General features: G+C 49.9%; 11 protein-coding genes. 1 reads left to right on the forward strand and 10 read right to left on the reverse strand.

The features are described from left to right. Positions 1-304: 304 nt before the first annotated feature. Both EYB31_RS25095 and EYB31_RS25100 read right to left on the reverse strand, forming a co-directional pair. A complete protein-coding gene (locus EYB31_RS25095; RefSeq protein ID WP_131016176.1) occupies positions 305-949 on the reverse strand; it encodes a peroxiredoxin-like family protein in 645 nt (214 codons plus the stop codon). Further along, the gene (locus EYB31_RS25100; RefSeq protein WP_131016177.1) at positions 939-2180 is read right to left on the reverse strand and encodes an MFS transporter; all 1242 of its coding nucleotides are present in this window, start codon (positions 2178-2180) and stop codon (positions 939-941) included. The genes EYB31_RS25095 and EYB31_RS25100 overlap by 11 nt, the downstream gene beginning before the upstream one ends. Positions 2181-2329: 149 nt before the next feature. Here EYB31_RS25100 and EYB31_RS25105 point away from each other — a divergent pair, with 149 nt between their 5' ends. Continuing rightward, positions 2330-2938: a TetR/AcrR family transcriptional regulator gene (locus tag EYB31_RS25105; protein ID WP_131016178.1), complete on the forward strand. Its 609-nt coding sequence runs from the start codon at positions 2330-2332 to the stop codon at positions 2936-2938. A 76-nt stretch (positions 2939-3014) separates the two neighbouring features. Here the strand turns inward: EYB31_RS25105 and EYB31_RS25110 are convergent, their stop codons facing one another. The 8 genes from EYB31_RS25110 to EYB31_RS25145 all read right to left on the reverse strand — a co-directional run bounded on the left by EYB31_RS25110 (position 3015) and on the right by EYB31_RS25145 (position 13703). After that, a complete protein-coding gene (locus EYB31_RS25110) occupies positions 3015-4556 on the reverse strand; it encodes a sulfatase-like hydrolase/transferase (protein WP_165452607.1) in 1542 nt (513 codons plus the stop codon). Positions 4557-4589: 33 nt separating this feature from the next. Further along, positions 4590-6728 carry an ADP-ribosylglycohydrolase family protein gene (locus EYB31_RS25115; protein WP_131016180.1) on the reverse strand — a complete coding sequence of 713 codons (2139 nt, stop codon included), beginning with the start codon at positions 6726-6728 and terminating at the stop codon, positions 4590-4592. A gap of 37 nt (positions 6729-6765) precedes the next feature. Continuing rightward, positions 6766-7164, reverse strand: a complete 399-nt coding sequence (rbsD, locus tag EYB31_RS25120; RefSeq protein ID WP_131016181.1) for a D-ribose pyranase — start codon at positions 7162-7164, stop codon at positions 6766-6768. Between the two features lie 47 nt (positions 7165-7211). Further along, on the reverse strand, positions 7212-8081 hold the full coding sequence (locus EYB31_RS25125; RefSeq protein WP_131016182.1) for a carbohydrate ABC transporter permease: 870 nt from the start codon (positions 8079-8081) through the stop codon (positions 7212-7214). 1 nt (position 8082) lies between these two features. Further along, a complete protein-coding gene (locus EYB31_RS25130; protein ID WP_240762830.1) occupies positions 8083-9045 on the reverse strand; it encodes an ABC transporter permease in 963 nt (320 codons plus the stop codon). Between the two features lie 135 nt (positions 9046-9180). Further along, positions 9181-10752, reverse strand: coding sequence for a type 2 periplasmic-binding domain-containing protein (locus tag EYB31_RS25135; RefSeq protein ID WP_131016183.1), 1572 nt, complete (start codon positions 10750-10752; stop codon positions 9181-9183). A gap of 135 nt (positions 10753-10887) precedes the next feature. Continuing rightward, positions 10888-12696 (reverse strand): sensor histidine kinase, encoded by a 1809-nt coding sequence (locus EYB31_RS25140; protein WP_131016184.1) that lies wholly within the window; start codon positions 12694-12696, stop codon positions 10888-10890. Next, positions 12693-13703, reverse strand: a complete 1011-nt coding sequence (locus EYB31_RS25145) for a response regulator transcription factor (RefSeq protein WP_131016185.1) — start codon at positions 13701-13703, stop codon at positions 12693-12695. The genes EYB31_RS25140 and EYB31_RS25145 overlap by 4 nt, the downstream gene beginning before the upstream one ends. Between the last annotated feature and the right edge of the window lie 201 nt (positions 13704-13904).

Below are 13904 nucleotides of genomic sequence, written 5' to 3' on the forward strand. Positions count from 1 at the left end.
CACCTCCCGTTGGTAGTCGTCGCACCTTCTTTCCCCATCATAATCAATGCCGGCGCAAAAAACTATATAAATGGAATGAAAAAACTTCCGCCGCCTATTGGCCTGGCCACTGAAAAAGTGAACGCTTCATAAGCGAATCATGCTTACGATCGCCAATTGTCTCCGAATTTCTTGAATGTACCTGCTTATGGCAGGTGAAATTCGCAGACAAAAGCGAATGCTGGCGCTTCTCCAGCATGATTTCGCTCACTCCGCTTCTTTTTCAGTGGCCTACCCATCGGCTCCCCTCTGTTTGATAAATCGCCTAAAGTTTCTTTAACTCGCCGATGATGGTCTGAGGTTCCGTCCGTTTCATAAAATCGGGATCGGCTTCGGCGAACCGGACAAAACCCGCTTGGTCGATAATTAACGCCGCCGGCACCGGCAGCACCCAGCGGTCGGTACGGTTGTACACGCCGAGGTCCAGCCCAAGCGTATGTTTAAGTGTATGTTGGAGGTAATCGGGCAGCTCAAACAATAGGTTGTAGCTCTCCGCTACAAGGCCGTTCGTATCGCTTAACACCTGAAAGATCAGCTTTTCTTTCTCCTTTTGCGACAGCGAATTGTCGGGACTTTGCGGCGAGACGGCAAGCAATTGCGCCCCTTGCTTCCGAATCTCCGGGAGACATTGCTGGTAAGCTCTAAGCTGGACATTGCAGAACGGGCACCAGCCGCCACGGTAGAAAATGAAGACGACCGGGCCTTTGGCAAGCTCGTCGTATAACGTGACCTGCTCGCCGAGCGGATTAGGCAGTGTAAAATCCGGAGCTTTGTCCCCCTCATGAAGTCCGAAGACGGCGCCCGATAACTGCTGTTCCTTGATGTGGCGAAAAATGTCCGCTTGGGCTTCTCCAGGCACTTTTGCGATAAAACCAGCTTTTGTTTGTTCCAATTGGTCTCTAACCGGCATGGGACAACACTCCTTTTTGAATTGAATGTTTCAGCTTGATCAATGAATATCCGATAACAGCGATCACGCAAAGGACGGCGTCAACGGCAATTAACAGCTGATAATTTTGGAAGGCATCATAAGCGATCCCTCCGATTAATGCGCCCAATATGCCGCCGGCTTGATGAAACAGCAGCAATTTGCCGATCAGACTTCCCTTCCGGTCCGTCAGCTCGTTAGCGATCAACATCCCCCCTGGAACAGCGCCCAAATACGTGATGCCGAAAATAACGGCAAAAACGACCGGAGACCACGGCGTATGCAGAAACAAAACCAGGAAACTAAGGATACGCAGCCCATACAGCAAAATCATCGCCAGCCGTTTATGGATGGCATCCATCAACAAACCGAAAACAAGCGAACCGATAATTTCCATGACGCCCAGCACGCCCATCGATAAAGCGATCGTTCCAGCGGCAACTTCGGCTTGCTGATGAATCGCCACCAGGTTCATTTCCACCGTCCCCATATTGATTCCGCAAGTAAACAGCGCAAAAGCAACAACGATAATGGGTAAGCTGAATGTTCCACGGCTAGGCCGGCTCGGCTGAAGAGGAGTTTCGGCAGCGTCAATTGGGGCATCTTTCCGCTCGGGCGTTTGGTTTTCCGCAGCTGTCTCCGCTGGGCGAATGACAAATAGGATCAGCGGGATCGTTAGTACAAGTCCCAATGCAGCCGATATGAAAAACGCATTTTCCCAGGTCAGCATTTTGTTGGCTAAAAATACCGGAGTGCAGACGGCAAGCCCCACTGAAGAGGCGCTGCTTAATATCCCCGCCGCTTTCGCTTTATGGCGGCCAAACCATTTAAAAAGCAGCACAAAAGCCGTCGATGCGCCAATTCCCGCTAGTCCCGACAACACCCCGTAGCCTATAAAAAAGAACACGGGACCGTGACTCATATACACAAGCCCGGTACCGCAAATGCTGAACACACTGGCGAGCAGCATCACTTTCCTTGGCCCGTACCGGTCGACAAGCCGGCCTCCGACCGGCGCGCAAAGCGCGGCAATCAGCAAATTTGCCGACCAGGCGATCGAGATAAACCCTCTGCTGACATGCAAGTCCTCCGACATTTGCACTTGATAAGAAGCCATGATAAACCGGGAAATAGCTCCGTTAAACCCGATCATCCATAAGGCCGCCAATCCGATCCATGCATAATGACGCACATACCAACGTTTTTGCCCCATGACATCCCTCCACCCTATTTGTTTATTTTTCACATCAAAACGATACCGTTCGGTATCTTTTATTGTAACATACTTCCAACGGATGGCAAGGGCACCAACGTAAAAATTTGGTATAATGAAGTATCGGATTACGTCTCATAGGAGGGCTTATGAAAAAAGGGGATAAAACGCGGGAGCACATCATTATGAAATCCGCCGAGCTGTTTAACCGACAAGGATATGCGGGCTCATCACTTAACGATATCATCGACGCCGCCGGCATCAAAAAAGGCGGCATCTACCGCCATTTTAACAGTAAAGACGAGATCGCTCTCGAAGCCTATAATTACGCCGCCGGCATTGTCGGCAGCAAATTGAACGAAGCGATTGCTAAAGAAGACTCCGCAGCCGGCCGGCTGCTGGCGTTTTTCCGCGTATATGAAAATGTCGTGGACAATCCCCCGTTTACCGGCGGTTGTCCTTTGCAGAATACGGCGGTCGAAAGCGACGACACGCACCCCGCCTTGCGCGAAAGAGCGCAGCAAGGACTAGCCAACACCTTAAATATAATGAAAGCGATCATTCAAGAAGGCGTACGAAGCGGTGAGTTCAAGGAAAGTTTGGACGCTGACGCTTTGGCTACGTTTACTTTATCGCTTATGGAAGGCGGCATTATGTTAAGCAAGCTGGAGGGCAGCAACAGGCATATGCAGATGAATATAGCGAGTTTCTCTTCTTATTTGCGGCACATCTGCACTAATGCGCCGGCAGGCGAATAAGAAAAAACTGCACCGCCAACCGTTAGAAAGCTTCTAACCATTGGGGTGCAGTTCTCGTCACCGTGATCTCCCGTTACTATCCTTTTTGCAGCATGCCGGCCGGTCCCGGCCATTTCGGAAATTCCAGCTCATCTTGAAATACGCCCGACTTAATCAGTTCTTTGCATTCGGGATCGGTCATCGTCAGCGTATAATCTTCCCCATTCGGACCGATCAGCCCCAAATGACCCTTCGCTCTTAAGGAAACCTCCTCCGGATCAACGATGCTGCGCAGCAGCGTTTCAAATTCCGCCAGCACGCCTTGGTAACGCTCATCGCCGGCAATATCGTTCATTTCCTGCGGGTCATCCTGCAGATGGAATAACGAAGGACGATCGTTTACATAATATGTGTATTTAAAACCGTCTTTGACCAGCATATACCAATCCTGTTTAAAAAAGTTACCGTGATATTCGGAGAAAGCGTAATCGTTTCTCCCTTCCTGTGCGCCATCCTTAATCAGCGGCAGCCAGCTTTGGCCCGGCCGGTCCGGTTCTTTCTCTAGTCCGGCGATCTCCATGATGGTCGGGTAAAGATCGACCAGGCTGACCGGATGATCGATGCATTGGCCGCTTGGCAAGCCGGGGCCTTTGACAATCAGAGGCACACCAACGGAAGCCTGGTAGCTGCATTGCTTATAAAACAAGCCGTGTTCGCCCAAGTTTTCGCCATGGTCAGACATATATACGATATACGTATTGTCGTATAAGTTTTGCGCCTTCAGTTCGGCGATAATTTTGCCGACATGATCGTCCAGCGCGGTAATCATTCCGTAATACGTGGCGACCACGTTGCGCAGCATCGGTTCGGTAATCTCTCCTAAGCCAAGCGCATTTTGCATATTGCGGACTTGCGGGTGCAGATGGTCGTTCGGAAAAGAAGCGTCATGCGGCATCACGACATTATTCGGATAATACATGTCGTAATACGCCTTCGGCACTTTGTAAGGCCAATGCGGGAACATCAGACCGACATACATCGCCCACGGCTTATCTTCCTCTTCAGCGCCCTTGCGCTTGAGGTAATCAATCGCCCAGTCGGTCACGACGCGGTCGTGATCGTAAAAACCGAGATCTTTGTTATATCCGGTATCGCCGTCGGTCACCACATCTTCGCGAATCCCGGCATTGACGATGTGCATCCGTTTATCGACCCGCACATGACCTTCCAACCGCGAATACAGCGGTGTTGTACGAGGGTACGGTTGAAACGCCGCACGTTTTTTTATAATTTTATATTCGCTAAAACCGCCATCCTGATAATCGCCGCAGAAGTCCATCTTTCCGAACATAGCCGACGGGATGCCTGACTGGTCCAGCTTGCGCGACCAAGTCATCTCCTCGCGGTCGAGCGGACAGCCGAGAAACCAGCTGTCGATTTGATGCGGGTATTTGCCGGTGATGAAGCTCATTCGGCTGGGCGTACATACGGGACAATTACTGTAAGCGTTGCTGAAAAAAGTGCCGTCTGCAGCCAATTGGTCGAGGTTCGGCGTCTGGATATAGGGATGTCCGCGATATCCGGTAATAAGGGGATGATGCTGATCGCTGCAGATCACGACAATATTGGGTTTGCTCATCGTTGACTCCTCCTTCTGGCACATCTGTTGAATTTATAGACCAGCCACCGTAAAACCCCGGTAGTGTGTATGGCTTCCTTCCGCATTCGAGAAACCGATCATGCCGGTCAAATAAGGGTTTTCGTTATCGGTATAATCGATCAGCGACGTGCCGTTGACAACCACCTGAAACCGGCTCCCTTCCGCTTTCACCGAAATGACCTCCGGTTGGTCCAGCCGCCAAGTATAAGCGGTTTCACTTAACTTCCGGTAGCCGTTGTCGTTTTTATAAAGCGCCAGCTTGCCACCCGGAGCAAACCCGACGGCATACGAGCGAATGCCGCCTTGCACCCGGAAGTTGATCCGGTGATGTTCGCCCAGCTTAGGGACCACCGCCGCTTCGAATTCATAATCCGCCCAATCCAAGGCGCCGGTATAACTTTCCGCCGGTTCTCCGGAGTAGCTGCCGCTAAGCTCCCCGTCCTCCAGCGTCCAGATGCCGCGCAAATAAGTAAGCTGGCTTACTTCGATATGCAGCCCGTTCCATTTTTCAAGACGTTCCTTGGCGAAATCGACGGTATAATTTGGCTTGCCGCCAAATGCCACATCGTCAACATAACAAAGCAGGCTTGGCCCCTTCGGTCCCTTGCCGTCCATGGGAACCAGCTCAATACCGGCATGCTCCAGACAGCTGCCGTTTAAATGCGGAATTTGATATTGAAGCTGCGTCCACTCCCCGGCGGTCAACTGCACGTCAGCTCCATAATGGAAGCTGCCGTTATTGCCGTCTTTGACGTAGAGGCGCGCTTTGACGCGTTGACCTGCCAGCCCCGGGAGCAGCACCTTCGCTTCCATCGTTTGTCCGGGATACAAAATCGGCGAGAAGCTGGGATCGTAACGGCTGTCGTTAAAATCATCCGGACGGTAATACGTTTGATGGTACACGCGGTATGCGCAGCCTCCCTGCACGTTGCTGAAATGTACCTTCAGCGATCTGCTGCCGGAAGCCGCATGCTGATCCGAATTTTCGAGCCAAGCCGAAACCGGCAGCGTGTCATTGTGTTCCAGCCGGAAAGCGTGTGTCGAACCGGGATATTCAAAATGAAAGTTCGTCCGTGTATCCGCGAAAATGCCCGCCCAGCGTTCCGGAACTTGTTCGCCCGCCAGCTTGTAGCCAAGTCTGGCGATATACGTCGCACCCCATGGAATATCCATAATATTCAGAGAGCCGATCACGCTGGAGCAGCAAAGGAAATCGTTGATTGGTTTGCGCCACTTGTCGTCGATCGCTTCAATTCCGCCACGCACGCCCATAATCGTCGCAACGTTCGCTACGTTGCAATCGGTATCCCATCCGCACATATTGCATATATTGATTGTTTTGGAAAAATCGCCTTCGCCGTACAGCAAGGACAAAATCATGACCGCCGAATTCGGTATGATATGGCAATGTCCCGGATATTTATCGTAGCCGTAATTCGCTTTGACATAATGGAAAGCATCCCGCCAGTTATGCGGGTTGGCTTTATAGAAATCGATCACCGCACGTGTGACCGACGTATACTCGCAATCGGCAGGTATGACGGCCAGCCCGCTTTCGATAATCCGCTCGATATCCTGCTCGACAAAAGCTTCGGCAATACATGCAGCGATAAACATCCCGCCGTATTTGCCGTTGCCGTCATGCGAGACGGAAGCGATTTTTTCGGCAAAATGGGCCGCTAATTCCGGATTGCCCGGCGCAATAAGCCCCCACACGTCAATGAAAATTTGACCGCCGATTTGCTCGGCGACAGCAATGCCGTTTTGTTCGATAGAGCCGGAACGCGGCGCCATGATGCCATTTTTCAAATTGAGATATGCCGTATGTTCGGTCGATTTGCCGTAGCCGCCCCACCAGTAAAACCCGTGGCCGTCCGGAGCGTAGTTCAGCCAGGTCAGCCCCATCTGTTCCGCCGTAATGCCCGTACCGCATACGTAGTCTTCCAGCGCGCGCAAGAAAAAGATCGGTCCGTTTGTATCGTCGTCTGCGGCAAAATTTTTGAAATCGTGAAGATAGTCGGTGATTTCGCCAAACGTGCGTTCAATCCGCTCATAAGTCCAGTTCTCAATGTTGCCGCCGTGACGGACTCCGATCACCTTAGCTAACCAACCTGCGTATACTTTCTCCACATAATCATGCTGTATGGTCATACATATTACCACCTTATCTTTGTGTTAAATTTGAGTTTCAAAAAGTAACTCCCGATTGCAAAATCACATTGGCATAAGGAGTGCATTCCCCGGTGCGGATGACCGCAACCGCATATTCGGCTATCCGCGTTTTGAACGTTTCATGCGGCAGATGGCCGATTTGGACTCCCTGCAGCAGCTCCGTTAATTGCCCATACACCGGGCTTCCGCCCGAAACCAGCTCGCTGGCAACCCATGCCTTCTCGACATGAAGCTCGGACAATACGGCTTGCAGCGTTTCGATAAAACCGGGAACACCTGCGGTTAAGGCGATGTCGATTTTAGGCACATGGGACGGCACCGGCAGTCCGCAATCTCCGATCGCGATCATATCAAGATGCCCCATCTTGGCGATAACATAAGAAATTTCCGAGTTCAGCAGCGCTGTTTTTTTCATCCGTATCCCCTTCCTTATGGAATGCAGCAGACTTGATTAGGAATTGATTATCCCTTCACCGAGCCCATCAGCATGCCTTTGTTAAAATATTTTTGCAAAAAAGGATACACGACGAGGAGCGGCAGCGCCGTCAGCACGATAGCCGCCATTTTGACAGCCGGGCTGTATTGGAATTCGGTCGTCATATTTTCCAGACTGTTGTTGGCTTCGTTCATCATTTGACGCAAAAACACCTGCAGCGGCCACTTTGTCGCATCGTTCAAATACATCACGGCGTTAAAATAGGAGTTCCAGTTTTGCACCGCGTAAAATAACGTAAACGTCGCAATCGCCGGCAGCGAAAGCGGCAGGATGATTTGCCAGAACAACCTCAGTTCGCCGCAGCCGTCGATACGCGACGATTCCTCCAATTCAACGGGAATGTTCTGAAAAAAACTGCGCAGCACGATCAAATGAAACGGCGCGATCGCTCCGGTCAGAAACAGCGCCCAAAAGCTGTTAATGAGATGCATGCTTTTCACGACCAAATACGTCGGAATAATCCCTCCGCTGAACAGCATCGTAAACAGCACCATAAAACTGAGCACTCTTCTTCCGTTCAGCCAGGTTTTGGATAAACCGTACGCCATCAGCGAAGTCAGCACCATGTTGACGAACGTTCCAAGCACTGTGATATACACCGCATTGCCGAATGAAGTGACGAATTGGTCGCTATTCATCAAATAGCCATAGGCATTGATCGTCCAGTGATGAGGGATTAGGAAAAATCCGCGTGTCAGTATCTCCTCCCTTGGCGCAAACGAAGTCATCACCACATATAAAAAGGGAAACACCACAATGATCAAGCTGAGCAGCAGCACGCCGTTTGTCACAATCTGGAACAGCGGATCTCTGCCACGTGCATCGTAGGACTTCATCTCAATACACCCCCTCTTGGCCAAACGCTTTGGCCAGACGGTTAGCCGCCACAATCAGAATTAACCCGATGACCGATTTGAAAATGCCTACCGTTGTCGCATAGCTGAAATTTCCCTGCAGCACCCCATTGCGGTAAACATACGTATCAAACACGTCGGCGACATTCATATTAACCGGATTTTGCAGCAGCAAAATATGTTCGAAGCCCAGCTCCATCACCTGGCCAAGCCGCAATATAAACAAAATAATGATCGTTGATTTTAACGCCGGCAGCGTAATATGCCATACCTGGGACCAACGGTTCGCTCCGTCCACAACAGCCGCTTCATATAATGTAGGGTCGACGGCGGCTAGAGCCGCGAGGAAAATAATCGCATTCCAACCCGTTTCTTTCCAAATATTTTGACCCACATAGAGGAAACGGAAGTAATCCGGGCTTGTCATCAGCTCGATCCGCTCATACCCCATGCTGTCCAGCAGGTTGTTGATGCCGCCGTCCTGCGTAGCGAACAATACGACCGTAATGCTGACAACGATCACCCATGAAAGAAAATGAGGCATATAAATGATCGTCTGCACCGTTTTGCGGAACCAGGCCTTATGAACTTCATTCAGCAGTACCGCAAATACAATCGGAGCCGGAAAAAACAAAAACAGATTCAACGCGCTGAGGATCAGCGTATTTTGCAGCAGCATCCAGAAATCCGGATCGGTAAACAAGCGCTGAAAATGCTCCGTCCCGACCCAAGCGCTTCCCATAAATCCTTCAAACGGATCGTATTCCTGAAAAGCAATAATCAGCCCGCCCATAGGAATATATTTAAAAATGATAAAAAATAGAAGACCCGGCAAAATCATCAGATACATCGGAATGCCGCGTTTCCACGTCGATTGTCTTTTCCATTGATTGGCACCCGGAAGAGATGATGGCATGGATGCCGTTTCCTGAATGTCTCTTCTCATAGCTTCCTCCTGGGGGTCGGTACAATACGGGCAGCGCCCCGTTTTGTTCGTATTTGTATGGAGAGGCCCTTACGCAAGGGCCTCAACGCTTACCTGTTCATTTCCGGGAAGAGCTCGGCCTCCCCTGTTCCGCCGTTACTTCTGCGTTTGTTGATACGCCTCGTTGTACTCTTGGGTAATTTTATCGCCGCCGTCTTTTTTCCATTGCTCGACGGCTTGATCGAGCGAATCGACCGGCTGCTCGCCCATAATGACTTTGATTAAAGCGGTCATAAATTTCTGATCGATGGTCGTACCGTTTTTCGTATCGGTTGGCGATTCGAGTCCTGCCGCCACATTGGTCCATTTAAACGGCTCGCTGTTTTTGAACCATTTGTTCACATTATCAACCATCGTTTTATCGTCCCACAGCCGAATTTGCGTGTTCAGATCAAACCGGCGCAAGTACCATGCGGAGATGAGGATCGGGCGGTCTTTATCGAAAGCGTCGAGTTTCGTATATTTATCGCCTTCTTTTTTATAATGGACCCCTTCGATTCCGTTTTTGGTTAAGGTGTTGCCTTCATCGGACACCAGATAATCAAACAGCTTCATCAAGCGGTCTTGTTTCTTGGCATCGATTTTGGCATTGATGACGATCCTTTGCGTAATCGCATTGGTCGCCGTTCCTTGCAAGCCGGTCGGCCCCTTAGGCGGCAGCAGCTGTACCGTTTCCCCTTTGGGATCGATTTTTTTCAAATTCGGCTCAATCGTTTGATAAAATACGTTAGGCACGACATCGTCGATGCCGACTTTGCCCGCTTCATATTTGTCCTGAGGATCCTTCACCTTGTTAATGGCAAAATCTTTGTCGAGCACACCTTCCGCATAAGCTTTAGCCATAAAAGCGGCAAAATCTTTTAATTCTTTATTTTGCGAGTGCCAGCTGATCACTTTCCCGTCCTTCAAACCCCACGTATTTACCAGTCCGTAAGCGGCCTTGATTTGGTCGATATGTTTGAAATCGGTTTTATTGGCCAGAAGCGAAGCGGAGAAGCCGTACGTATCGTTTTTGCCGTTGCCGTCCGGATCTTGCTTGGCAAACGCTTTCGTGACATTGTAAAAATCGTCGAGCGTCTGCGGCATCTGCAGCCCCAGCTTATCAAGCCAGTCCTTGCGGATACCAAACGAGGTTTGCGTTTCGATCTGGTAGTAAGGAAAGCTGTAATATTTTCCTTTCGGGCTCATGAATTGCAGCTGCTCTTCACCGCCAAGCTGCTTGGCGAGATTCGGGTATTTGGCCAGCAGTGGCTTGATATCAAGGAAGATGCCCTTGTCCCGCCACTTCAGAAAATCGTCCTTCATAAGCAGGAAGGAATCCGGAAATTCGCCCGAAGCCGCCATGACGTTTAATTTTTCTTTATAATTATCCTGCGAAATCCATTGGAACTTCAGATCGATATTAAATTTCTTGTTGAGATAATCGATCATCGGATTATTGGCCGGCCATCCGCCGCCTTCATAGCTGATCGCCATAATGTTCAGCTCGAGCTTATCCTTCAGTTCGTCCTGTGCGCTTGAGGCGCTGGGCGCGCCCGTCTTGTCCGGCGCGGAGGCCGGGGCGGGATTATTGTCCTTGCCTGTGGCGGCGGGTTTTCCGCTCGAACATCCTGCAGCCATACTTGCGGCCAGAAGGCCGACAATTGAAATAGACAGCCATTTTTTCACTAACGATTCCCCCTTTAGTCTTCTTGCTTATGCTTCATGTCTTTATTATAGGGCGAACAAAAGCGATTTTCCTTGCCTGAAATTACAATTGTTAAACCGATTTTACGAAAAATGTCGAGTGCGAAGAGTCCGATTTTACGTTATCAAAGGCGTAAGCAGCGGCATCCGCAGCGAAACGACGGTGCCTCTTCCGGCAAATGAATGAATCCGAACCCCATATCCCGGTCCATATTTTAAAACAAGTCTAGTATGCACGTTAGTAATCCCCAGCGATTCACCGTCTTCGATCCCGGGTACATCGTGAGTGGAGATGATTCTGATCCTCTCTTCGATTTCGTGAAGTTTCTCTTCTTCGATCCCGGGTCCGTTATCGGCGATTTCGATGACCAGATCGTTTTTTTCGTCGTAAGCGCTGACGATGATCACCCCTTTGCCTTCCAGCGGTTCAATCGCATATTTGACGGCATTTTCCAGAATCGGCTGTAAAATTAACTTAACGACAGGACAAGCGTGAAATTTCTCGTTAACGTACAGATGGCTTTGAAAATCGCTTGGAAAGCGGACATGGATAATTTCCAAATATTTTTGCAGATGGATGATTTCCTCACGCAGCGTCGTCTCCATACCGCTGAAGCGCGCCGTGTATCTGTACACATCGGCCAAGTTTCCGGCCATCTTTTCGATCATCGGCATCTCTTCCAGATAAGCCATACTTTGAATGATTCCCAGCGAATTATAGAGCAGATGCGGGTTGATTTGATTTTGCAGCGCTTTGATCAGCGCTTCTTTCTGCGCCAGCTGGGACTGAACTTCTCTCATTTGCAGCGTCGTATTCGTTTGAAACAGCTCCTCCAGCCGGGTGACCATGATGTTAAAGCTGTGGTTCAGCTGCTGGAACTCGTCAAGCCCGGGAACGGAAACCGACCGTACGCTTAAATTGCCCCCAGCCACCTGACGCATCAAATTTTTCAAAATAAGAATCGGATGAACAAATTTCGCCGATAAAAACGGCACCATAAGCGCGATAAAAATGGCGATCAGCCCAAGGATAATCAGCATGGAATCGGTCGCTGAAGTGAGTTCCCCGGCCATCTCGTCAAAGGGGACCATCGAGACGATTTTCCAATGCGTGCTCTCCGAAGTGACGGCAGCAACCAAATAATCGGCGCCTTGAAACGGCTGGATTGTCGCTTCCTGATCTTTTGGCAGCTTCAAATCTTTTAAGCCGGTTTGCGAAATCGGCAGGCCGTTCCATTCGTGATTTGCGTGAAATACGATCGTGTCGTTGTCGGAAAGAATAAAAAAATCGCCGCTTTGTCCCAGCTTGGAACGCATAAACGCCTGATAAATCTCAGTCAGCGAAATGTCGATGACCAGATTGCCTACAAGTTCCAGCGACTCTACCCCAAAAATAGGCAGCACGATCGACAAGACGCCCTCCCCCATACTTCCCGGATAATCCGCGATATGTGTGGGAATAATGTAACGTTTCTGCTGCAGCGGCATCCTGTTCCACGATTCCGACGCATAGTTGTTGACGCCAACAAACGATTCCCTGATGGAAACCACGTTATGCGTACGGGAAACGAGAAACATATTTTGGATTTCCGGAAAATTAAGCGCCACATACCTTCGCAGCTCTCTTTCCACATCGTCGATATTTTCGCTGGTGTAATTTTGATCGGTCAACCAGTTCTGAATCGTGTTGCTTTCAATCAACGTGCTGGACGAGCGCTGAAATTGCTTAAAATAATAGTCCAAGAAGTAGTTCAAGCGATTGGTGGCTTCATAGGAGATGTTAAAAAAATCTTTTTTTACGGCTTGGCTGTAATAATAATGCGAGCTGAGCGCCAATAAGAGCACGGAGGCGATACTGAGACTCAAGAAGGCGAGAACCATTTTGGCGCGAATCGACAGCTTGTGAAAGGTGCGCATCGACTTCATATGCCGCGCCTCTTTCTGAATTCCAACGGCGTCGTCCCGACAAGTTGTTTAAATACACGGTTGAAATAAGGCAGCGAAGTGAATCCGACTTGATCGGCCACCTCGTAAATTTTGACTTCAGGCGCAAGCAGTAATTCTTTCGCTTTCTCAATGCGCAGCTGATTGACATAGTTCAAATACGTCAGACCCGTCGATTTCTTAAACAACGAGCTGAAATGCGATACGCTTAAATGCGCCATCTCCGCCGCTTCGGGAAGCGAATAATTGTGCGTGTAATGCTTGTCGATATGGTCCCTGACCCGCCGAATCGCCAATTTGACGTTCTGATTGCCGTATTGCGGGACCATATCCATCCATCTGTCAATCAGCTGATGAAAATGGTGGCGGATGGCCTCTTCCCCTTCTGCCGCTAACGGCATCCCGCCAAACTGCGGATCGATTCCCCGCAAAAATTCATTCAAACGGCTGGAGAGCGAGCTGAGCAAATTTGTTCTTATGCCCGGCGGCGTTTTCAAGGCAAACGTATCGTTGACCAGCGAATCGATTTGCTCCAGCAGCTCCGCTTGGGACAAATCCGGTAGCGCGTCGGCAAACTGCTGAATGCGGCCGATGGTGTCGCGTGTATCCGTCATGCCGGCCAAGCGGCGGGCGGATCGTCTCAGCGATTCGTGCAATTCGTCAACATTAAGCGGTTTTAACAAATATTCAAAAATGCCGAAACGCATGGCTTGCTTGGCATACTGGAAATTATCGTATCCGCTGACTATGATCGTGGACATCGGAAGCTCGTGCTCGTATATTTGCTCAGCTAACCACAGCCCGTTTTGACGGGGCATCATAATATCGGTAATCAGAATCGCCGGCCAATGCTCCTGAATAAAATTCCATGCCTCTTCGCCGTTGCCAACCTCTCCAACGACATGAAACTCGGGGCTGAGCTTCTCCACCATTTCCCCGATTGCGCTGCGAATCCACAGCTCATCTTCCGCTATCAATACTTGAAACATACCTAAGCGCCTCGCTTCCGTGTGCTGATCCTCTAAGAAAATCGTAATGGATTGGCGAAAGACTTGCAATGTCAATCATAAGAAAAACTTCTATCGAGGCCTTTTAAAGGCGGGCAACACCGGTTAATATCGACTTTTTCTTGCGATATCGTTAAAAAAATCGTCCAGCGAGCTTGCGCTGAACGATTCGGGAATAAAACG

The sequence above is a fragment of the Paenibacillus thalictri genome (assembly GCF_004307995.1).
In the GTDB taxonomy this organism is placed as follows: domain Bacteria; phylum Bacillota; class Bacilli; order Paenibacillales; family NBRC-103111; genus Paenibacillus_AF; species Paenibacillus_AF thalictri.